The organism is Pseudonocardia kujensis, from assembly GCF_021283305.1.
GTDB classification, from domain to species: domain Bacteria; phylum Actinomycetota; class Actinomycetes; order Mycobacteriales; family Pseudonocardiaceae; genus Pseudonocardia; species Pseudonocardia kujensis.
Genome location: NZ_JAJSOK010000015.1, coordinates 1 through 20,294 on the forward strand (window position 1 = coordinate 1; position 20,294 = coordinate 20,294).

Annotated in this window: 22 protein-coding genes; 17 read left to right on the forward strand and 5 right to left on the reverse strand. The window is 75.4% G+C overall.

The window, feature by feature from the left end; genetic code table 11:
- The coding region (locus LWC35_RS12975; RefSeq protein WP_232870345.1) for a hypothetical protein at positions 1-803 on the reverse strand (803 nt) is incomplete at its 3' end.
- Between the two features lie 204 nt (positions 804-1,007).
- Between LWC35_RS12975 and fdh the strand changes: the two genes are divergently transcribed.
- The 3 genes from fdh to nrfD all read left to right on the forward strand — a co-directional run bounded on the left by fdh (position 1,008) and on the right by nrfD (position 6,459).
- On the forward strand, positions 1,008-4,325 hold the full coding sequence (gene fdh, locus LWC35_RS12980) for a formate dehydrogenase (RefSeq protein ID WP_232870346.1): 3,318 nt from the start codon (positions 1,008-1,010) through the stop codon (positions 4,323-4,325).
- Positions 4,322-5,356, forward strand: a complete 1,035-nt coding sequence (locus tag LWC35_RS12985) for a 4Fe-4S dicluster domain-containing protein (protein ID WP_232870347.1) — start codon at positions 4,322-4,324, stop codon at positions 5,354-5,356. Before fdh ends, LWC35_RS12985 begins: the two co-directional genes overlap by 4 nt.
- 62 nt (positions 5,357-5,418) lie before the next feature.
- Positions 5,419-6,459: an NrfD/PsrC family molybdoenzyme membrane anchor subunit gene (nrfD, locus tag LWC35_RS12990; RefSeq protein WP_232870476.1), complete on the forward strand. Its 1,041-nt coding sequence runs from the start codon at positions 5,419-5,421 to the stop codon at positions 6,457-6,459.
- Positions 6,460-6,771: 312 nt separating this feature from the next.
- On the opposite strand, the gene LWC35_RS12995 is transcribed toward nrfD, so the two are convergent.
- Positions 6,772-7,149 (reverse strand): STAS domain-containing protein, encoded by a 378-nt coding sequence (locus LWC35_RS12995; protein ID WP_232870348.1) that lies wholly within the window; start codon positions 7,147-7,149, stop codon positions 6,772-6,774.
- A 384-nt stretch (positions 7,150-7,533) separates the two neighbouring features.
- On the opposite strand from LWC35_RS12995, the gene LWC35_RS13000 reads away from it, so the two are divergent.
- The 6 genes from LWC35_RS13000 (at position 7,534) to LWC35_RS13025 (ending at position 11,221) form a co-directional block, all read left to right on the forward strand.
- Positions 7,534-7,743 carry a hypothetical protein gene (locus LWC35_RS13000; RefSeq protein ID WP_232870349.1) on the forward strand — a complete coding sequence of 70 codons (210 nt, stop codon included), beginning with the start codon at positions 7,534-7,536 and terminating at the stop codon, positions 7,741-7,743.
- Positions 7,744-7,880: 137 nt separating this feature from the next.
- Positions 7,881-8,138: a hypothetical protein gene (locus tag LWC35_RS13005; protein WP_232870350.1), complete on the forward strand. Its 258-nt coding sequence runs from the start codon at positions 7,881-7,883 to the stop codon at positions 8,136-8,138.
- Between the two features lie 73 nt (positions 8,139-8,211).
- Positions 8,212-8,643: a pyridoxamine 5'-phosphate oxidase family protein gene (locus tag LWC35_RS13010; protein ID WP_232870351.1), complete on the forward strand. Its 432-nt coding sequence runs from the start codon at positions 8,212-8,214 to the stop codon at positions 8,641-8,643.
- Between the two features lie 82 nt (positions 8,644-8,725).
- Positions 8,726-9,106 (forward strand): STAS domain-containing protein, encoded by a 381-nt coding sequence (locus tag LWC35_RS13015; RefSeq protein ID WP_232870352.1) that lies wholly within the window; start codon positions 8,726-8,728, stop codon positions 9,104-9,106.
- Positions 9,107-9,113: 7 nt separating this feature from the next.
- Positions 9,114-10,790: a PP2C family protein-serine/threonine phosphatase gene (locus tag LWC35_RS13020; RefSeq protein ID WP_232870353.1), complete on the forward strand. Its 1,677-nt coding sequence runs from the start codon at positions 9,114-9,116 to the stop codon at positions 10,788-10,790.
- The gene (locus LWC35_RS13025; RefSeq protein WP_232870354.1) at positions 10,787-11,221 is read left to right on the forward strand and encodes an ATP-binding protein; all 435 of its coding nucleotides are present in this window, start codon (positions 10,787-10,789) and stop codon (positions 11,219-11,221) included. Before LWC35_RS13020 ends, LWC35_RS13025 begins: the two co-directional genes overlap by 4 nt.
- Here the strand turns inward: LWC35_RS13025 and LWC35_RS13030 are convergent.
- Both LWC35_RS13030 and LWC35_RS13035 read right to left on the reverse strand, forming a co-directional pair.
- Positions 11,190-11,924, reverse strand: coding sequence for a cytochrome c oxidase assembly protein (locus tag LWC35_RS13030; protein ID WP_232870355.1), 735 nt, complete (start codon positions 11,922-11,924; stop codon positions 11,190-11,192). The genes LWC35_RS13025 and LWC35_RS13030 overlap by 32 nt on opposite strands.
- Positions 11,921-12,394 (reverse strand): DUF2243 domain-containing protein, encoded by a 474-nt coding sequence (locus tag LWC35_RS13035; RefSeq protein WP_232870356.1) that lies wholly within the window; start codon positions 12,392-12,394, stop codon positions 11,921-11,923. The genes LWC35_RS13030 and LWC35_RS13035 overlap by 4 nt, the downstream gene beginning before the upstream one ends.
- A gap of 166 nt (positions 12,395-12,560) precedes the next feature.
- Here LWC35_RS13035 and LWC35_RS13040 point away from each other — a divergent pair, with 166 nt between their 5' ends.
- The 7 genes from LWC35_RS13040 (at position 12,561) to LWC35_RS13070 (ending at position 18,480) form a co-directional block, all read left to right on the forward strand.
- Positions 12,561-14,081, forward strand: coding sequence for an FAD-dependent oxidoreductase (locus LWC35_RS13040; protein ID WP_232870357.1), 1,521 nt, complete (start codon positions 12,561-12,563; stop codon positions 14,079-14,081).
- Positions 14,082-14,087: 6 nt separating this feature from the next.
- A complete protein-coding gene (locus LWC35_RS13045; protein ID WP_232870358.1) occupies positions 14,088-15,713 on the forward strand; it encodes an ATP-binding SpoIIE family protein phosphatase in 1,626 nt (541 codons plus the stop codon).
- Positions 15,710-16,033: an STAS domain-containing protein gene (locus LWC35_RS13050; RefSeq protein WP_232870359.1), complete on the forward strand. Its 324-nt coding sequence runs from the start codon at positions 15,710-15,712 to the stop codon at positions 16,031-16,033. Before LWC35_RS13045 ends, LWC35_RS13050 begins: the two co-directional genes overlap by 4 nt.
- Positions 16,034-16,170: 137 nt before the next feature.
- Entirely contained in the window at positions 16,171-16,614 is a 444-nt protein-coding gene (locus LWC35_RS13055) for an Hsp20/alpha crystallin family protein (RefSeq protein WP_232870360.1), read from the forward strand.
- 66 nt (positions 16,615-16,680) lie between these two features.
- On the forward strand, positions 16,681-16,884 hold the full coding sequence (locus LWC35_RS13060) for a hypothetical protein (RefSeq protein WP_232870361.1): 204 nt from the start codon (positions 16,681-16,683) through the stop codon (positions 16,882-16,884).
- Positions 16,881-17,375, forward strand: coding sequence for a hypothetical protein (locus LWC35_RS13065; protein WP_232870362.1), 495 nt, complete (start codon positions 16,881-16,883; stop codon positions 17,373-17,375). The genes LWC35_RS13060 and LWC35_RS13065 overlap by 4 nt, the downstream gene beginning before the upstream one ends.
- Before the next feature lie 268 nt (positions 17,376-17,643).
- Positions 17,644-18,480 carry an MBL fold metallo-hydrolase gene (locus tag LWC35_RS13070; RefSeq protein WP_232870363.1) on the forward strand — a complete coding sequence of 279 codons (837 nt, stop codon included), beginning with the start codon at positions 17,644-17,646 and terminating at the stop codon, positions 18,478-18,480.
- On the opposite strand, the gene LWC35_RS13075 is transcribed toward LWC35_RS13070, so the two are convergent.
- A complete protein-coding gene (locus LWC35_RS13075; RefSeq protein WP_232870364.1) occupies positions 18,377-19,408 on the reverse strand; it encodes a SigB/SigF/SigG family RNA polymerase sigma factor in 1,032 nt (343 codons plus the stop codon). The genes LWC35_RS13070 and LWC35_RS13075 overlap by 104 nt on opposite strands.
- Before the next feature lie 304 nt (positions 19,409-19,712).
- Between LWC35_RS13075 and LWC35_RS13080 the strand changes: the two genes are divergently transcribed.
- Positions 19,713-20,117 (forward strand): STAS domain-containing protein, encoded by a 405-nt coding sequence (locus LWC35_RS13080; RefSeq protein ID WP_232870365.1) that lies wholly within the window; start codon positions 19,713-19,715, stop codon positions 20,115-20,117.
- Positions 20,118-20,294 lie beyond the last annotated feature (177 nt).

Sequence of the window (20,294 nt, forward strand, 5' to 3'; positions counted from 1 at the left end):
CCGCCGGTGGTCGACCCCGCTCGCGGCGCGTGCGCGGGTCCGGCCCCCGCGGGCGGGGGCACGCGCGGACCGCCGGCCGGCGGGGTGGGCGCCACGGGCGACGGACCGGGCGGCGGGCCCTGCCCGATCGTGGCCGGTCCCGGCGGCACGGGCGGGGTGGAGCCCGGGCCGGGGGTCACGGGCGGGGGCGGCGGCGGGGCCGCGGGCATGCCCTGCCCGGCCACCCCGTAGCCCGCCGGCACGCCTTGCGCCGCGCCGTAGCCCGGGGGCACACCCCGCGCGGCAGGGAGTTCCCGCGGATACGGCGAGGGCGCGCCACCGGCCGGGCCCGCTCCGTCCTTCTCGTGCTCGACGACGCCGCGCGTCAGCCGTCCGACCAGGACCCCGGCCAGGGCGGCGCCGGCGAGGAAGGCACCCGGGCGGCGGCGGGCCACCCGGCGGACCTCCTCGACCCGGGCGCCCGGCGCGCGGGCGCGCAGCCAGGACGCGAAGCGCTCGGCCCGGTCCGCGGCCTCCTGCGCCAGGTCGGCCACGGGTCCACCGTCGGCCGACCCCGCCATCTGCCGGAGCTGGTCGGCGACGTCGCGCACGCCGTCGGCGGCCTGACGCTGCGTCGAACCCGCCTGCTCCTGCAACCGGCCGCGCGCCTGGCCGAGGAGGTCCCTGGCCTGCCGGCGGGCCTCGCCGGCGACGTGGCGCGCCTCGTCCGCAGCCGTACCGACGACCTGGCCGCCCGCCTCGGCGGCGGTGCGTCCGACCTCGGCGCCCTCGGTTCGGACGGTCTCGCTGGTGCTCTCCGTCACTGCCCGCTCCTTCCGTTCGGAGATGGCCGGGGCGGTACCCGAGCCGGATCCGGGGACACGCGACCGACGGCCCGTCGTCGACCAATCACCCGGACGGCCCAGCCGCCGTCGCGGGCTGCCGATCGGGTGGCCCCGGGAAGATCCGCGCGACTGTTTCGGCCGGGGCGACACGGGTAGTGACGCGGGAGGACGAAGGGGGACCGCATGGGCGTGCGGACGTGGCTCGGGTCGATCGGGGCCTCGACGCCGTTGGGGTCGTGGCCGGTGTACCGGCAGCTCACGGGCGCCGACCGGCTCGGGCGGGGCGCCGCCGCGCAGTCGCCGCGGCACGTCGGCCTGCGCCCGCGGACCGCCTCTGCCGACCGTGTGGCCGGGTCGGTGTGCCCGTTCTGCGCCGTGGGCTGCGCGCAGAAGGTCTACGTGCGCGACGAGGAGGTCGTGCAGATCGAGGGCGACCCGGACTCCCCGATCTCACGCGGTCGCCTGTGCCCCAAGGGTTCCGCGAGCCTGCAGCTCGTGACCGGCCCGCAGCGGCTGGACAAGGTCCGCTACCGGGCGCCGTACGCCACCGAGTGGACCGAGCTGGACCTGCACGAGGCGATGGAGATGATCGCCGACCGGGTCGTCGCGGCGCGCGAGCGCGGCTGGCAGGAGCGCGACGCGCAGGGCAGGCGGCTGAACCGGACCGTCGGGCTGGCCGCCCTCGGCGGCGCCACGCTGGACAACGAGGAGAACTACCTCCTCAAGAAGCTGTTCACGGCCATGGGCGCGATCCAGATCGAGAACCAGGCCCGTATTTGACACTCCGCCACGGTTCCCGGTCTGGGGACCTCCTTCGGTCGCGGCGGGGCGACGGACTACCAGCAGGACCTGGTGAACTCCGACTGCATCGTCATCATGGGCTCGAACATGGCCGAGGCCCATCCGGTCGGGTTCCAGTGGGTGATGGAGGCGAAGGGCCGCGGCGCCCGGGTGATCCACATCGACCCGCGCTTCACCCGCACCAGCGCGGTCGCGGACACCTACGTCCCGATCCGCGCGGGTTCGGACATCGCCTTCCTCGGCGGCGTGATCCGGTACGTCCTGGACAACGACCTCGACTTCCGCGAGTACGTCGCGGCGTACACGAACGCGTCGTTCCTGGTGAGCGAGGACTTCGCCGACACCGAGGACCTCGACGGGCTGTTCTCCGGCTACGACCCGCGGACCGGCGCCTACGAGCGCGACAGCTGGTACTACGAGGGCACGGAGCCGCCCCGGGACGACGACGGCAGCCGCGCCAAGACCTTCAGCGAGCCGTTCCAGGCGGGGGCGAGCGGCGCCGGCGTCGCCGGGGCGCACCTCGCCGAGCGGGACCCCACGCTGCAACACCCGCGGTGCGTCTTCCAGGTCCTCAAGCGACACTTCGCCCGCTACACGCCCGAGATGGTGGAGCGGGTCTGCGGCACGCCGCAGGAGCAGTTCCTCGACGTCTGCCGCGCCTGGACGACGAACTCGAACCGCGACCGGACCACCGCGCTGGTCTACAGCGTGGGTTGGACCCAGCACAGCGTGGGCGCGCAGTACATCCGCGCGGGTGCCATCCTCCAGCTGCTGCTGGGCAACATCGGCCGTCCCGGTGGCGGCGTGTTCGCGCTGCGCGGCCATGCGAGCATCCAGGGCTCCACGGACATCCCGACGCTGTTCAACCTGCTGCCCGGATATCTGGCGATGCCGAACGTGGCGCACACCGACCTGGACGCGTGGATGGCCGACCAGCGCACGGGCGGGCACAAGGGCTACGGCTACGACGTCGACGCCTACATGGTCTCCCTGCTCAAGGAGTACTTCGGCGACGCGGCCACGCCGGAGAACGACTTCGGCTTCGACTGGCTGCCGCGGATCGACGGCGACCACGGCACCTACCGCACGGTCATGGACATGATCGACGGCAAGGTGTCCGGCTACTTCGTCCTCGGCCAGAACCCCGCCGTCGGCTCCGCGCACGGCAGGCTCCAGCGGCTCGGCATGGCCAACCTGGACTGGCTGGTCGTGCGGGACCTCAACGAGATCGAGACGGCGACCTTCTGGCGGGACTCGCCGGAGATCGAGACCGGGGAGATCGTCCCCGAGCGGTGCCGCACCGAGGTGTTCCTGATGCCCGCGGCCTCGCACGTGGAGAAGGAGGGCACGTTCACCCAGACCCAGCGGATGCTGCAGTGGCGCACGAAGGCCGTGGAGCCGAGCGGGGACCGGCGCTCCGAGCTGTGGTTCGCCTACCACCTGGGCCGGTTGGTCCGGGAGCGGCTGGCCGGGTCCACCCGGGAGCGGGACCAGCCGATGCTGAACCTGGCGTGGGACTACGCGACCGAGGGTGGCCACGACGGCACCGGGGAGTGGGTCGAGCCGTCCGCGGACGACGTGCTGCGGCGGATCAACGGGTACGACCTCACCACCGGCGACCTGCTGCCGGACTACCTGGGGCTCAAGGCCGACGGCAGCACCTCCTGCGGGTGCTGGATCTACAGCGGCGTCTACGCCGAGGGCGTCAACCAGGCCGCCCGCCGCAAATCGCACACCGAGCAGGGGCCCTACGACGCCGAGTGGGGCTGGACGTGGCCGATGAACCGGCGAGTGCTCTACAACCGGGCCTCCGCGGACCCGGAGGGCCGGCCCTGGAGCGAGCGGAAGAAGCTCGTCTGGTGGGACGCGGACGAGGGCGCATGGACCGGCTACGACATCCCCGACTTCCCGCGGAACACCCCGCCGGGGCACCGGCCGCCCGAGGACGCGACCGGCCCCGAGGCCCTGTCCGGCGACGACCCGTTCATCATGCAGCCCGACGGGAAGGCCTGGCTGTTCGCCCCGCACGGCCTGCTCGACGGGCCGCTGCCCACCCACTACGAGCCGCACGAGTCGCCGGTGCGCAACCCGTTGTACGGGCAGCAGGGCAACCCGACGCGCAAGGTGTACGGCCGGCCGGACAACCCGTCGAACCCGGCGCCGCCCGAGGCGGGCAGCGAGGTCTTCCCGTACGTCCTCACCGCGGCACGGCTGACGGAGCACCACACGGCGGGCGGGATGAGCCGGCAGCTGCCGTACCTGTCCGAGCTGCAGCCCGCGCTGTTCGTGGAGGTGTCGCCGGAGCTCGCCCGCGAGCGCGGGCTCACGCACCTCGGCGACGCGCACGTCGTCACGAGCCGTTCGGCGGTGCAGGCCCGGGTGGTGGTGACGGACCGGATGGCACCGCTGCGGATCGACGGTCGCGTGGTGCACCAGGTCTGGCTGCCGTACCACTTCGGACACACCGGTCTGGTGTCCGGCGACGTCGTCAACGACCTGTTCGGCGTGGTCGAGGACTCCAACGTGTTCATCCAGGAGAGCAAGGTCGCGACCTGCGACGTCCGGCCCGGCCCGCGCCCGCGCGGACCGGCGCTGCGGGCCCTGCTCGACGAGGTGCGGGCCGCCGCCGGGATCACCGTGGAGACGGGGACCCGGATCGCCACGGCCCCCGGCGTGGCGCACACCGAGGAGGGTTCATGAACCGGCTGTACGGGCCGCTCGACGACGTGGCGGGTGACGCCGGGCACGTGGAGCACCCACCGCGCGTCGGCTTCTTCACCGACACCTCGGTGTGCATCGGCTGCAAGGCGTGCGAGGTGGCCTGCAAGGAGTGGAACGCGGTCCCCGAGGACGGCCTCGACCTGCTCGGCATGTCCTTCGACAACACCGGGATGCTCGGGGCGGACTCGTGGCGGCACGTCGCGTTCGTCGAGCAGCCGCGGCGGACGGCGCACCAGGACCCCGCGTTCGCGGGCCTGCCCACCGGCCCGAGCGGGATCCCGGAGACGGCGGGCGCGGTCGAGCCGCGGCTCGAGGCCGCGCCGCGCGGCGGATCGGAGCTGGGCACGAACCCGCTCCCGCCGGGCGGCCCGGAGCCGCAGGAGCTGGGCATGCCCGGCTTCTCCCGGCCGGGGGACCTCACCGGGCCCGAGAGCCGGACCGACTTCCGGTGGCTGATGGCATCGGACGTCTGCAAGCACTGCACGCACGCCGGCTGCCTCGACGTCTGCCCGACCGGCGCGCTGTTCCGTACCGAGTTCGGCACGGTGGTGGTGCAGCAGGACCTCTGCAACGGCTGCGGGTACTGCGTCTCCGGCTGCCCCTACGGCGTGATCGACCGGCGGCAGCACGACGGCCGGGCCAACAAGTGCACACTCTGCTACGACCGCCTCGGCGACGGCCTGGAGCCGGCCTGCGCCAAGGCGTGCCCGACCGACTCCATCCAGTTCGGCGAGCTCGACGAGCTGCGCGAGCGCGCCGACCGCAGGCTCGCCCAGCTGCACGACCTCGGGGTGTCCGAGGCGCGGCTGTACGGGCGCGACCCGGACGACGGCGTCGGCGGCGACGGCGCGTTCTTCCTCCTGCTCGACGAGCCGGAGGTGTACGGCCTGCCGCCGGACCCGCACGTCCCGACCCGGGACGCGCCCTCGATGTGGAAGCGGGCGGGCCAGGCAGCGGCGGCGTTCCTGCTGGCGGGCGCGGCGGCGTTCCTGGCGGGAGGTCGGCGGTGACCGGGCCCGATCCGGCGGAGCTGCCCAGCGACGCGGGCGGCAGCGCCGCGCGGTCCGCGGAGATGTTCCAGGGCATCGGCCGGCGGCCCCGTCGTCGCGGTGGCGGTCGCGGTGGTGGTCGCGGTGCCGGTCGTGGAGGTGGTGGTCGTGGCGGTCGTGGGGAACCGACCGTCGTGCCCGAGGCGGAGTTCCGCTCGTACTACGGGCGGCCGGTGCTCAAGGCGCCGGTATGGGAGTGGAAGATCGCGGCCTACCTGTTCTGCGGTGGGCTGGCCGCGGGCGCGTCGGTCGTCGCCGCGGGCGCCGACCTCACCGGGCGGCCCGCGCTGCGACGGTCGAGCCGGCTCGGCTCCCTGGGCGGGCTGCTGGCGAGCCTGTACTTCCTGGTCTCGGACCTGGGCCGGCCCGCGCGCTTCCACCACATGCTGCGGGTGCTCAAGCCGACCTCGCCGATGAGCGTGGGGACGTGGATCCTCAGCGCGTTCGGCGCCGGTGCGGGCGCGGCCGCCGTCGCCGAGGTGGTGCCCCGCCGGTGGCGTGGCACCTGGCCGGCCCGGCTGCTGGGCCGGCTGGCTCGGCCACTGGGGGTCAGCGCAGCCGCGACGGCCCCCGGGGTGGCGTCGTACACCGCGGTCCTGTTGTCGCACACCGCCGTTCCCGGGTGGAACGAGGTGCGCGACGAGCTGCCCTTCGTCTTCGTCGGGTCCGCGGCGGCCAGCGGGGGCGGCTTCGGCATGCTCTGTGCGCCGGTCGCCGAGGCGGGCCCCGCGCGGGTGTTCGCAGCGGTCGGGGCGGCGGGCGAGATCGTGGCGGCGCGCGTGATGGAGCACCGGCTCGGCCTCGTCGGCGAGGTGTACCGGGAGGGGCACGTCGGCCGGCTGCGGAAGGCCTCGGAGGCGTTGACGGCGGCGGGTCTCGCCGGGACGCTCCTGGTCGCCCACCGGAGCCGGGCCGGCGCCGCGGCCTCGGGCATCGCCCTGCTCGCGGGCAGTGCGCTGCAGCGCTTCGGCGTGTTCGAGGCGGGCGTGGCCTCCACGAAGGACCCGAAGTACGTCGTGGTCCCGCAGCGGGAGCGGGTGGACGCGAGGACCGCGCCCTCCTGAGCCCGGAGGCGGTCTTGTGCCCCGTTTTGGATCCATAACGCTCTCAGAAGCGACCTTCCGCCCCGTCATGGATCCATAACGCGTGCAGAGGTGGTCCTTGGAGAGCGTTATGGAGCCATAACGCCCTCAGTGGTGGCCTTCTGAGGCGTTATGGATCCATAGCGCTCTCGGGCGGGGCCTTCTGGCGCGTTATGGAGCCATGACGCGCTCAGGACCCATGAGAGGCAGCCTTCGGGTGCGTGGTGGAGCATGACGCCTTCGCAGGGCGCTCTCGGGTGCGTCGTGGATCCAGCGTGACAGCGGACGACGGGGTCAGAGGGCGCGCAGAGCGGTGTCCAGGGTCGGGTAGCGGCTCATCCGTCCCACGAGCTGTCGCGCGGGCAGGGCAAGGTGCCCCGCGACCGCGTCGAACCCCACGAGGTGCAGGCCCAGTCCGTGGCGTGCCGCGGTGCGAGCCGCGGGGGCGAGCGTCTCGACGGCGGACGCGTCGGCCGGTTCGACCGCGCTCAGGTCCAGGACAATGTGCCGCGTCGACGCGCTGCCGACGTGGCGGAGCCGGGTCCGCGCGTCGACCAGCCGGACGAGGCGGGTGGCGACGACCGGGTCGAGCACCCCCTCGACGGCGATGACGTGCACGTCCGGTCGGCGGCCGGAGATCGCCGATCGGCCGGGCCGGATCGGGGCGGCCACCACACCTACGACTGCTCCTTCCTCGTGTCCACCGGTCGCGTTCCCGTGGCGGAGTGCGTTCAGGCGTCGATCGGGTAGCCCGTGGCCGACACGATCCGTGGCGCTCAATCTGCATCTTGCACTACAGATATCTGTACCGCACGATGGAGATATGTCGAGTGCCGGGTGGAGAACCGCGACGCGCCGGTCCGCCACCCGCCCGTCCTCACCGGAGGTTCGCGATGCCCGTCGACCGCCACCGCAGTCCTGCCCCGTTCTCGACCACGGCCGCCCCCGAACCCGCCGTGCCGCCCGCGAGTGCGACGCGCCCCGAGCGTCCCGCGACGCCCTTCGCAGACCCGCCCACCCTCCGCGCCCTCGAGTCGCTGCACGGGGACGGTGCCGATGCGTGAGGAGTCGACGCCCCACCACGGGACGGGTGCTCCGGTCGGCTACGGCCGGTGCGGTGCCTGCGGGCACGTGAAGGTGCTCGACGAGCGCGGCCACCCCTTCCCGCACAACCGCTTCCGCTTCCGCCGCCGGCTTCGCGTCCAGCGCTGCCCCGGCGAGCACGCCGCGGCGACCCCGCTCGCCCCACTGGCCGAGGCGGGCTGAACGGGAGCCGTGACGCCCGCGCGGCTGCGCCCACTTCCTTGCCGAGGCGGCAAGGGAACCTGCCGCTGGCGCCGTGCCACGCGCACTGTCGCCCCCGGAGCGGGGGCCGGGCGGAGGTCCGCGGGTACGGCGGCGAGGTGCTGACCGGCGAGGTCGCCCACGCGGCGGCGCCCCTGACGGACGAGGCGGCGGAGCAGCTGGCCGCGCGCGACGCGGCCGTCGTGCACGGCCGGGTCGAGTCGCTGGAGGTCGTCGACGACCGGCTCGTCGCGGTGCGGCTCGCCGACGGCCGGAGCGTCCCGCGAGGCCCTCGCACTCGCCACGCAGAGGGCGGGGCGGGCTCGGACCAGCGGGTCGCGGCGCTGGTGGCGGGGGACCGCAGGCACGGCTTGTGACCGAGGTCACCCAAGGCCAAGTAAGGGCTTTCGGCCCCTGCCGCACGATCGGTCGGTAGCGAGAATCGCTGATGTGCCGGACCCCTCCACAGCCGTGTCGGACGGCAGGGCCGATCTCGTGGAGATCGACCGTGCCGAGTGCCTGCGGCTGCTGGCGACCGCCGACCTCGGACGGGTGATCTACACCGAGGGCGCCATGCCGGCCGCCCACCCCGTCAGCTACGTGCTGGACGGCGAGGAGATCGTCTTCCGCTCCGCGGGCGGGGCGACGTTGATCGCGGCGACCCGCGGGGCGGTCGTCGCCTTCCAGGTGGACCGGATCGACGCCGAGGACCACACCGGCTGGAGCGTCCTCGGCGTCGGGCAGGCCTACGAGGTCACCGATCGCTCACGGCTGTCCGAGCTCGTCCGGCAGCTGCGCGCGCCCTGGCCCCCGAGCCGGCCCGGGCACACGATCGGCATGCCGCTCGCCCGCCTGACCGGGCGCCGGCTGATCGCCCGCTGACCGCCGGCCCTCCCGGCGCACGACGTCCTCCCCCCGGCGATCCCGGGTCGTGCCCGCGGCCGCGGCACGGGAGGATGAGCGCATGGTCCGACCCGAGCGGGTGGCCGGCGGCCCGTTCGACGACGAGCCGGCGGGCTCCGTAGGCCTCGACGAGGTGCCGGAGGGCGTCGTGCTCGCCGTCAGCGGTGCGCTCGACCTCGCGCTCGCGCCCAGGCTGCAGCGCACGGTGGAGCGCGCCGCGCGGCTGCGTCCCGCCCTGCTGGTGATCGACCTGACCGGGGTGACCTTCCTGGCGTCGGCGGGCATGGCCGAGCTCGTCCGCGCCAACCGGCAGCTGCGCGGCGAGGTCCCGGTCCGCGTCGTCGCGACCGGGCGGCTCGTCCTGCGCCCGCTCGAGCTGACCCGGCTCACGGACGAGCTCGCGATCCACCCCACCCTCGCCGACGCGCTCGCGGCGGGATGAGCCGCCGATGAGCGTCGGGACGAGCGGGACCGACGGGGTGGGCCCCGAGACCGACGCCCTGTGGGTCGCCCTCACCACGGTGTTCACCGCGCCGGACGGGCGGCCCGTGCCCGTCGAGCGGCGGGCGCTCACCCCCGCCGAGCTCGCCGGCCTGCACCGGGAGGACGGCGAGGTCGTCCTGGTGCCCGACGACGCCCAGCTCGCCGCGCTGCTCCCGGGCGCGACGGCCGCCCTCGTGGTGCTCGACGGCGACGGCACGCACGACGGCGACGGGAGCGGTGACCCGGCGGCCGCGGCCGTCGCGCTGGTCGCCCGGGCCCCGGTGGGCCGCTCGCACCTGCTCGCGGCCGAGGCCGTCGGGGCGGCGACCGGCGGGCTCCGCCGTGCGGTGGGCGCCCTGCGCACCGAGGCGGCGGTGATCGACGCGCTGCACTCGGTGGGCCGGCGGCTGACCGCCCAGCTCGACATCGACCGCATCGTGCAGGAGGCCACGGACGCGGCGACCACGGCGGTCGGGGCCGCGTTCGGCGCGTTCTTCTACAACCTCGTCAACCAGTTCGGCGAGTCCTACACGCTCTACACGCTGTCCGGGGTGCCGCGGGAGGCCTTCGCGCGGTTCCCGATGCCGCGCAACACCGAGGTGTTCGCCCCGACCTTCGACGGCAGGGGCACGGTCCGCAGCGACGACATCACCGCCGACCCGCGCTTCGGCCGCAACGCCCCCTACCACGGCATGCCGGAGGGCCACCTGCCCGTGCGCAGCTACCTCGCGGTGTCCGTGATCAGCCCGACGAGCGGCGAGGTGCTGGGCGGCTTCTTCTTCGGCCACCCCGAGCGCGGCCGCTTCACCGGGCGCCACGAGTACGTGGCGGAGGGCATCGCGGGCTACTCGGCGATCGCCCTGGACAACGCCCGGCTGTACGAGCGGGAGCGCAACTTCGCCCGCGAGCTGTCGCGCAGCATGCTGCCGGAGGCACCCGCGGTCCCGGGCCTGGAGCTGGTCACCCGCTACCTGCCCGCGGCGACCGGGCCGAAGATCGGCGGCGACTGGTTCGACGTCATCCGCCTGGAGCCGGGCACAGTATCCGGCACGGCGTCCGGCACGGCGTCGGACAGGGAGTCCGGCGCGACGGCCTTCGTGATCGGCGACGTCGTGGGGCACGGGGTCACCGCCGCCACCGTCATGGGGCAGGTCCGCACCGCGATCCGCTCCTACGCCCTGCTCGGGCTGCCGCCGTCGGAGGTGCTGCGACACGTCTCCGCCCTGCTCGGCAGCGTCGCCGGGTCCACCTTCGTCACCTGCTTCTACGCCGTGCTCATGCCGGACGACGGGCTGGTCTACGCCAACGCCGGCCACCTGCCCGCCCTCCTGCTCCGCGCCGACGGCAGCATCGAGCAGCTCGGCGAGGCGATGGCCCAGCCGCTCGGCGTCGGCGCGACGTTCCCCGAGCGCACCGCGGAGTTCCGGCGGGGCGACGACCTGTTCCTCTACACCGACGGGTTGGTGGAGAGCCGCTCCCGGGACGTCACGCAGGGCCTGGAGTGGCTGCTCGAGGCGCTCGCCGAGCTGCCCCGACCGTTGACCGGCGAGGCCTGCGACGGTCTGGTCGAGCGGCTGACCGGCGGCACGCACGACGACGACGTCGCCCTGATCTCCGTGTACCGCACCGGGGAGGCGGGGTGAGACCCACGCGGGGCGGCGACGACCGGACGTCGGGGGCGTCCGGGGGCCGGGATTTCCACGTCCGCCTCTGGGCGACGGCGGAGCGGCTGGTCGGGCTGCGCCGGTCGCTGGCCGGCTGGGCGGCGGGGACCGGGCTGCCGGAGGAGCGGCAGGAGGACGTCGTGCTCGCCGCGTACGAGGCGATGGCGAACTCCGCCGAGCACGCCTACCCGCCCGGGGAGGGCGGACCGGTCGAGGTCACGGCCCGGTGCGGCGTGGGCGAGCTGACGGTGACGGTGGCCGACGAGGGACGGTGGAAGCCGCCGGACCCGCGGGAGTCCCTGCGCGGGCGCGGCCGGCCGTTGATCGGCGTGCTGGCCGACGCGAGCGCCACCGTGCACCGCGCGGACGGCACGACCGTCACGATGAGCTGGCGGCTCGGGCCGGCCTGAGCGCGGCCCGGCGGTCCCGCGCCCACCACTCGGCGCCGAGCAGCACCATCAGCGCCAGCTCGACGGGCAGACCGCCGTAGTACAGCAGCTCGGCACCGGCCCGCGCCGCCGCCGCGGGGACGCCCGGCGGCGGGTCGGCGTGGACGGTCTTGGCGAGGACGTCGTGGGCGGCGACGGCCGCGACCAGCACCGCCGCGCGGAGGCCGAGGCGCGCCCGGTGCGGCGCCGGGTCGGGGCTCACCAGCGCGGCGGCGAACAGGGCGCCGGCCAGCAGCATGTGCACGGCGACGAGCAGGTGGACGACCGGGTCGGCCGGCGCGGGCAGCCCGGTGCGCAGCAGCACCCACAGCCCGCCGACGTCGAGCACCGCGGCGACGACGGGGTGCGTGAGCCCGCGGGCCGGGGCGGACCGCAGCAGCCGGGCCAGCCCGCGGGCGCGGCCCACCGGCAGGGTCCGCAGCGCGAGCGTGACCGGTGCGGCGCGCACCAGCAGCAGCGGGGCGAGCATGCCGAGCAGCAGGTGCCCGGCGACGTGCGCGCGGAAGTCGCCGTGCCCGGTCGGCGAGGCGCCGAGCACGGCCGCCGCGACCCCGCCGAGCCAGCAGGCCGTCCGCGCGGGAGGCCAGGGACGGCCCAGGACCGCGGCCAGGTAGAGCCCGGCCGCGGCGGCACCGACCGGTCCCGCGAGCTCGTGCCCGGTCACGCGCCCCGCTCCCGGGTGCGGACCAGCAGGACGAGCCCCGCGACCAGCAGGACGGCGGCCAGGACGTTCCACACGACGTCGTAGACCAGCACGTCGGGCACGTAGCGGATCTGGTGCAGCCCCAGCAGCTTGTGCTGGACGAGCCCGTCGTAGAGCTGGAACGCGCCGCCGCCCGCCAGCGCCCCGCCGACCACCCGCAGCGGCCGGGCCGCGCGGTCGCGGCGCAGCGCGGCGATCAGGAACAGGGCGGCGACGGTGGCGGCCCAGCCGAAGGCATGGAACAACCCGTCGGAGACCAGCCCCGCGGCCGAGCCCGCCCGGTCGTAGAAGTGGTGCCAGTGCAGCAGCTGGTGGAACACGGTCTCGTCGGCGAACGCCACCACGCCGAGCCCCAGCAGCACCCCCGCGAGGGCGTTGCGCCGCGCCGCCCGGCCCGTGACCGCGCGGTCCGTACCCGTCGTCCCCACCATCGTCCCGCTCCCTTCGTCGCCCCTCCGTCGCCCCTCCGTCGCACACGGGCACTACCCGGCGACGCCGACCGGACACGGGACGGGTCCGGCGGGCGGAGCGCGTGTCGGGTCGGGCGGACGCGGGTACGGCACCCAGGTGGCCGATCACCCGCGCGCGGAGCGACCCGTGCCCACCACCACCGAGACCGGCTCGCCCTGGCTCGCCGACCGCGGCGGCGTCCGCTACACCGGACCGACGACCGAGCGGCACTTCGACGTGCTCGTCCTCGGCGCCGGGATCACCGGGCTGACCACGGCGTACCTGCTCAAGGAGCGCGGCGCGCGGGTCGCGGTGGTCGAGGCGGACCGGGTGGCCTCCGGCGCGACCGGCAACAACACCGCGAAGGTGACCGCCCTGCAGGCCACGATGCTGTCCCGGATCCGGTCGGTGCGGGGCGAGGAGACGGCGGCCGCCTACGCCGAGCACAGCCTGCGTGGCGTCGAGCTGGTGGCGGCCACGGCGGAGGAGCTGGGGATCGACTGCGACCTGCGCCGCAGGGAGGCCTGCACCGTCGCGGCCGACCGTTCCGAGCTGCGATCCGTGGAGCAGGAGTTCGAGGCGGCGCGCGCGGCGGCGCTGCCGGTGGAGTGGACGGAGGAGACCGACCTGCCCTTCCCGGTCGCCGGGGCGGTCCGGCTGGCCGGCCAGGTCGAGCTGCACCCTGTCCGGTACGCCCGGGGGCTGGCGGCGGCGGTGCACGGCGGCGGCTCGGCGGTGTTCGAGCGCACCCGCGCGGTCGCGCTCGCGGAGGGGAACCCGGTCCGGGTCGAGACGACGCGGGGCACGCTCACCGGCGAGCAGGTCGTCGTCGCGACGCACTACCCGGTGTGGGACCGCGGCGGCTACTTCGCGCGGATGGAGGCGAAGCGGGCCTACTGCGTGGCGGCGCGGGTCCGCGGCGGCCCGCCGCGCTCGATGTCGATCACCGCCGGCTCGCCGAGCTGGTCCTTCCGCTCCCTCAGCGACCAGGTGATCCTCTGCGGCCAGGACCACGCCGCCGGCGAGCGGGGTGTCGACCCCGGCCGCTACGGCCTTCTCGAGGAGTTCCTGCGCCGCCATTTCACCGTCGAGGCGGTCACACACCGCTGGTCGGCGCAGGATGCCCTGCCGTACGACCACACCCCGATGGTCGGCACGTACACACCGGTCTCCTCCCGGGTGTTCGTCGCCGCCGGCTACTCCAAGTGGGGGCTCTCCGGCGGCAGCATGGCGGGGGCCCTGCTCGCCGAGCAGCTCGCGGGCGGGCCGGGCTCGCCCGTGTTCACCCCGCACCGGGTCAGCCCGCGCGGGTTGCCGACCCTGGCCCGCACCAACGCGAAGGTCGCGCTCGACCTCGTCGGCGACCGGCTGCGGCCGGGGGAGGCCGGGTCGGCGGCCGAGATCCGGGCGGGGGAGGGGCGCATCGTCCGTTCGGGTACGGACCGCACCGGCGTCTACCGCGACCCCGACGGCGGCCTGCACGCGGTCTCCGTGCGCTGCACGCACCTGGGCTGCCTGCTGCGGTTCAACGGGGCCGAGCGCAGCTGGGACTGCCCGTGCCACGGCTCCCGGTTCGACGTCGACGGCGCGGTCCTCGAGGGCCCCGCCGTCCGCCCGCTCGAGCGCAGGCCGGTGCCGGGCACCAGGACCACCGCCGACCGGCACTAGACTTCGATGGTGCGACCCGCCGAGAGCGGAGCGACCACGGACATCGGCTCCCACACGACCGGTGACCGGCTCCGCCGGATCCAGACCCTCACGGACACCGAGCTCGCCCGGCTCGGGGTCGACGAGATGCTGGCCGAGGTGCTCGAGCGCGTCCGGGACCTGCTCGAGGTCGACACGACCGCGGTGCTGCTGCTCGACCCGTCGGCCACGTTCCTGGTCGCCACGGCCACCCGCGGGCTGGAGGAGGAGACCCGCCAGGGGGTGCGGATCCCGATCGGCAAGGGCTTCGCCGGGCGGATCGCCGCGGAGCGGCGGCCGGTGATCATCGACGAGGTCGACCACTCGAACGTGATGAACCCGATCCTGCGGGAGAAGGGGATCCGGTCGCTGCTCGGCGTCCCGCTGCTGGTGGGGGGCGACGTCATCGGTGTGCTGCACGTCGGCACCCTGGTCCCGCGGGCGTTCGACGGCGAGGACGCGGAGCTGCTCCAGCTGGCCGCGGACCGGATCGCGCTGGCGACCCGCGCCCGGATGACCCAGGCCGAACGCACGGCCGCCGCGGCGCTGCAGCGCAGCCTGCTGCCGGGAGCGCTGCCGTCGGTGCCCGGCCTGGAGCTGGCCGCCCGGTACGTGCCCGGCGGCGGCGGCGAGATCGGGGGCGACTGGTACGACGTGTTCGGCCTGCCCTCGGGCCGGCTGTGCGTGGTGGTGGGCGACGTCGTGGGGCGTGGGCTGCCGGCGTCGGTCGCGATGGGCCGGCTGCGCAGCGCCGTGCGCGCCTACGCCCTGCTGACCGAGGACCCGGCGGAGCTGCTGCGCAAGCTCGACGTGCAGGTCCAGCACTTCGAGCGGGACGTGATGGCGACCGTGCTGTGCGCGGTGGTCGAGGTCGACCAGAGCGTGGCGTGGGTGGCCTCGGCCGGGCACCCGCCGCCGGTCCGCGGGACCCCGGGGGAGCGCGGCGAGCTGGTCGAGGTCGACCCCGACCCGCCGATCGGTCTGGCGCCGGTGCGGCGGCGGCACGTCCACGCCGTCGACCTGCCCGTCGGGTCCTGCCTGGTGCTCTACACGGACGGCCTGGTGGAGCGCCGGCGCGAGTCGCTCGACGTCGGGCTGCAACGCCTCACCGAGGCCGTGATCCCCGGTCCCGCCGAGCAGCTCTGTGCCCGGATCATGGGTCGGCTCATCGGCAACGAGACCTCCGCCGACGACGTGGCCCTGCTGGTCGTGGCCCGGCCGGGCGACGACGGCACGGCGCCGTTGCGGCTGGCCGAGCCGGCGGAGCCGCGGTCGCTGCGTGCCGTGCGGCAGGCCCTGCGCAGCTACCTCGGCTCGGTCGGCGCCTCCGCTGAGGAGGTGTCCGACCTGGTCCTGGCCGTGGGGGAGGCGTGCGCCAACGTCGTGGAGCACGCCTACGGGCCGGGTGGCGGGCTGCTCGAGGTGCACCTCGAGATGCACGGGCGGCGGGTGAGCGCGACGGTCCGGGACACCGGCGCCTGGCGCGAGGCGCGCGGGGTCAACCGCGGGCGCGGCACCACCCTGATGCACGGGCTCGTGGACGAGGTCCACGTCGACCGGGACGCGACCGGTACCCGGGTCGTGCTGGAGAAGACCCTGGGGAGGAAGTCGTGACCGAGGTGAGCATCGACGCGCGCGAACCCGAGCCCGGCCGGTGGGAGATCTCCCTCGGCGGAGAGGTCGACCTGGACAACGCCGACGCCGTCGAGCAGCGCCTGCAGGACGTGATCACCAACCGCGCCCGGTCGGTGGTCCTCGACCTCGGCGGGCTGACCTATCTCGACAGCGCGGGGATTCGCACCCTGTTCACCCTCGCGAACCGCCTCGAGCTGCTGCAGGTCGGCCTCGAGGTCGTGGTGCCCGCCGGCTCCCCGGTCCGCAAGGCGATCCGGCTCGTCGGGCTGGGCGAGGTCGTCACCGTCCGGGAGGGCTGAGAGCGCAGCGGTCCCGCGGAGGGAACCCTTGCACGGCTCGAACCTGTAGTGCACAATGCAGATATTCCGATCGGAGCCCACAGGTTCCGGTCGGGTGGCATCGCCGACCAGTGCCGACCAGGAAGGAGCGACCCGCGATGCTGATGCGTACCGACCCGTTCCGCGAGATCGACCGCCTCGCCCAGCAGGCCCTCGGAGCGGCCCCCGGGACGTGGTCCCGCCCGGCCGCCATGCCGATGGACGCCTACCGCCACGGCGACGAGTTCGTCGTCGAGTTCGACCTCCCCGGCGTCGACCCCTCGGCCGTCGAGCTCTCCGTGGAGCGCAACGTGCTCACCGTCAAGGCGGAGCGCCGCCCGACGCTGCACGACGAGCACGTCGAGATGCAGGTCTCCGAGCGGCCCCTGGGCGTCTACTCGCGCCAGCTGTTCCTCGGCGACACGCTCGACACCGAGCACATCGACGCCGCCTACGACTCCGGCGTCCTCACCCTCCGCATCCCTGTCGCGGAGAGGGCCAAGCCGCGTACCATCACCATCTCCACCGCGAACGATCCGGGGCGCCGCGAGATCGACGCCTGACCGTCCGTCCGACCGGGTCGACCGGGCCCGGCCGGCTCTCCTCGGAGCAGAACGCAGGTGAGCCCGATGAGCGCACGCGACCTCGGCGGGACCCCCGCCGTGCGCGGACGCGCCGGGATCCCCCACGCCCTGCCCCGCGAGCGGTCGCCGCCCCCGTCGGCGCCGCGCCGCGCGGGTGCCGTCTGCACCCGCGCGGTTGCGGGCCCGCCCCTGCCCTCCGCCCCTCCGCACGTCACGCCGAGCCCCGCTGCACCCCAGGAGCCCCCGTGAGCCTCGCCTCCGTCTGGCTGCAACTGCACGACGGCAGCCTCGTCCGGGCCGACCAGGCCACCGAGATCACCGTGCACCCGACCCCGGCACTGACCGGGAAGCCGGCCCACTGGCTGCTCACCGTCACCGTCCCCGTGCCGGTGGGCAGCGGTGACCGCGGGGGCTGGCGCACCGAACCGCTGCACCGCACGCTCACCCAGACCGCCACGCCGCCGACCGACGCGCCGGTGGCCCTGGCGCGGCTGCTCGCGCGGCTCGACGCGGCCGACGCGGCCGGCGTCGTCCGTGCCGACACCTCGCACGTGCGCCACGCGCCCCATCCCGACCACGCCGTCGGCGCCGGCGAGGTCCGCTTCGGCTTCACCGCCTTCGCCGGCGCCGGCCCCGGCACGGCCCTCGACGGCGTCGTCAGCCCCGACGACCCGGAGGAGCTCGCCGACGACCGGCCCCGCCGGGCCGCACTCGCGGGGAGCGGCGCCGCCCCCCGCTGACCCGTCCGAGACCTCGTTCCCGCACCGGCCGGACGGTCCGCCACCACGGGCACCGGACGGTCGACGAACCTTCACCGTCCACCACGACCGAGAGGAGGGCACACCCAGCGAGACCACACGCGGATGAGATCGGATCACCCACCGGGCCGGGCGACGGGAGCACGGCGCTGCGCACGCACGCCGTCACACCACCTCCCGCCGTCCGGCCCTCGACATGCGCGCCCCGGCCCCGGGGAGTGGTCGCGCGGAGGCGGGGTACCGCCCCGGGATGGCTGCACCTGCGGACCTCACGCCCGACGGCTCGTCGCTGACCTTCGTCGGCACGGCGACGACGCTGCAGCGGCTCGGCCCCTTCACCGTCCTCACGGACCCCAACTTCCTGCATCGGGGCGAGCGGGCCTATCTGGGCCACGGCCTCACCAGCAAGCGCCGCACCGAACCGGCCCTGGGGCCCGACGAGCTGCCGCCGCTCGACGCCGTCGTCCTGTCCCACCTGCACGGCGACCACTTCGACCGGCGCGCGCGGCGCGGGCTCCCGCAGTCCGTGCCGATCGTGACCACCCCGCACGCGGAGCGCCGGCTGCGGCGGCAGGGGTTCCGGGCCGCGGAGGGACTGCGGACCTGGGAGAGCTGGGAGACCGCGCGCGGCGACGCCGTGCTGCGCGTGACCGCGGTGCCCGGGCAGCACGGTCCCGCCCTGGTGCACCGCGCGCTGCCGCCCGTGATGGGCGCGGTGCTGGAGCTCGAACGGGACGGACGCACGGTCCTGCGCCTCTACCAGACCGGCGACACCCTGATGCGGCCCTTCCTGCACCGTGTCCACGAGCGCTTCGGGCCGCCCGACGTCCTCGTCGCGCACCTGGGCGGGACGCGGGTCGCCGGGGTCCTGGTGACGATGGACGCACGGCAGGGCGCGGACCTGGTCGAGGCGTTCCGCCCCGGCACCACGATCCCCGTGCACTACGACGACTACGACGTGTTCCGCTCCCCGTTGAGCCACTTCACCCAGGAGCTGTACGACCGCGGCCTGTCGGCGGGGCTGCGGGTGCTGCACCGGGGCGAGACCGCGGCGCTGGAACCGGCCGCGGCACCCGTGCGCGGCTGACCGGGCCGGCCGGGCCGGACGGGCCGGTCGGACCTGCAGGGTCGGCCGGCGGCTCGGCGGCGGGCGGCCGGTCGTCGAGCAGCCCGCGGCGGAGCTCGGCGAGCGTCCGCGAGAGCAGCCGGGACACGTGCATCTGGGAGATGCCGACCCGTTCGGCGATCTGCGTCTGGGTCATCTCGCCGAAGAAGCGCAGCATGAGGATGGTGCGCTCCCGCTCCGGGAGCCGGTCGAGCAGCGGGCGGAGCGCGTCGCGGTACTCGACGAGGTCGAGCTCGCGGTCCAGCTCGCCGAGCCGGTCGGCCAGCGGGGTGTCGCCCTCCTCGTCGCCCGCGACGGCGTCGAGCGAGCCGGCGCTCTGGTTCGCCTGTGCGTCGAGGGCCTCGATGACCTCCTCGACCCCGGCGCCCAGGTGCGCGGCGAGCTCGCTGGGTTTCGGTGCCCGGCCGAGCTGCTGGGACAGCGGCCCGGTCGCGCGGCGGATCGCCACGCCCAGCTCCTTGAGCCGGCGCGGCACCCGCATGCTCCAGGTGCGGTCGCGGAAGTAGCGCAGGATCTCCCCGCGCACGCAGGGGATGAGGTAGCCGAGGAACTCGCCCTGGGCGCGCTCGGGGTCCCAGCGGTCGATCGCCGCGATCAGGCCCACGGTCGCGACCTGAACCAGGTCGTCGAGCCCGCCGGGGTAACCGCGGCCGTGCTTCTTGGCCAGGTGCCGGGCCACCGGGAGGAAGCCGAGGACGAGCTCGTCGCGCAGCGCGCCCCGCCGGGGATCGGCCGGATCGAGCTCCGCATAGGCGTACAGGCGGGGCATGAGGTCGACGTACTCGCTGTCCGGCGGCACCTCGTCGGGGCGCTCGGCGTCCCCGGTCCCGCCGGCCGGCGGCGTGCGCAGCCCGGCCGTCACCGGGCACGCCGCGGGTACGACCGGCACGACGGGACGGGTCGGTCGGCTCGGGGCCCGACGGTCACGTGGTGTGCTCCCTCCGTCGTGGGTCGTGCGGTTCGACGGGCGGACTGTTTCACCCCGGCGCCGGGCGCCGCGGCGGACGCTACCCGGGCGTCCGACCGACCGCAGGCCGGGAGCCCGGGCGCGGCCCGGAGCCGCCCGATCGGGCGGCTCGCGGGCGCCGTCGCCCCACCGCCTTCGCGGTGCACTCCGCGGGCGCGTCGTGACCGTCGCCTCCGTCCTGCCCCCGTGATGTAACGCCTCCGGCCCCCGCCGCGCTGACACCCCGGTGAGCACGTTCGAGTGGCGGGAGGTCGACCTCCGGGTGGCCGGGGCACGGGTCGACGGGGTGCGGGTGCGGGCGGCCGAGCCGGCGCGGGGCACGGTGGTCCTGGCGGTCGCCGGCGAGATCGACGTCGCGCAGGCCGGCGCCGTGCGCCGGGCCGCGGAGCCGTGTCTGGGCCGCGGTGTGCGGCTGGTCCTCGACCTCTCGGGCCTGACCTACCTCGGCTCGCACGGGCTGGCGGTCCTGGCCGATCTCGACGGCGCGGCGCGTGACCGGTCGGCCGCGCTCGTCGTGGTGACCGGCGCGGGGAACAAGGCGGTGCTGCGGCCCGTGGCCCTCACCGCGATGGACCAGGTCCTGCGCCTCGCCCCCACCCTCGGTGCCGCGCTGGACGACCCGGCGGCCTGAACCCGCTCGCCGCGCCTCCACGACGTGCGCGCCAGGCCGCCGCGCGGGCGGCCACCTCGGCGGCGGACGGCGCGAACACGGGCTCCTCCGGGCCGTGCGCGTCGGCGTCGGGCAGCGCGTCCACCCACGCCCGGTCCCACCGCCATCGGCCGACGGTACGGCGCGCGGCCGTGTCGT

Bases quoted from the DNA above. Each gene is read 5' to 3' on its own strand.
- LWC35_RS13055 (WP_232870360.1), top strand. From the start codon at position 16,171: ATGCTGATGCGTACCGACCCGTTCCGCGAGATCGACCGCCTCGCCCAG.
- LWC35_RS13020 (WP_232870353.1), top strand. From the start codon at position 9,114: ATGAGCGTCGGGACGAGCGGGACCGACGGGGTGGGCCCCGAGACCGAC.
- LWC35_RS13015 (WP_232870352.1), top strand. From the start codon at position 8,726: ATGGTCCGACCCGAGCGGGTGGCCGGCGGCCCGTTCGACGACGAGCCG.
- LWC35_RS13000 (WP_232870349.1), top strand. From the start codon at position 7,534: ATGCGTGAGGAGTCGACGCCCCACCACGGGACGGGTGCTCCGGTCGGC.
- LWC35_RS13060 (WP_232870361.1), top strand. From the start codon at position 16,681: ATGAGCGCACGCGACCTCGGCGGGACCCCCGCCGTGCGCGGACGCGCC.
- LWC35_RS13045 (WP_232870358.1), top strand. From the start codon at position 14,088: ATGGTGCGACCCGCCGAGAGCGGAGCGACCACGGACATCGGCTCCCAC.
- nrfD (WP_232870476.1), top strand. From the start codon at position 5,419: ATGTTCCAGGGCATCGGCCGGCGGCCCCGTCGTCGCGGTGGCGGTCGC.
- LWC35_RS13070 (WP_232870363.1), top strand. From the start codon at position 17,644: ATGGCTGCACCTGCGGACCTCACGCCCGACGGCTCGTCGCTGACCTTC.
- LWC35_RS12985 (WP_232870347.1), top strand. From the start codon at position 4,322: ATGAACCGGCTGTACGGGCCGCTCGACGACGTGGCGGGTGACGCCGGG.
- LWC35_RS13035 (WP_232870356.1), bottom strand. From the start codon at position 12,394: ATGGTGGGGACGACGGGTACGGACCGCGCGGTCACGGGCCGGGCGGCG.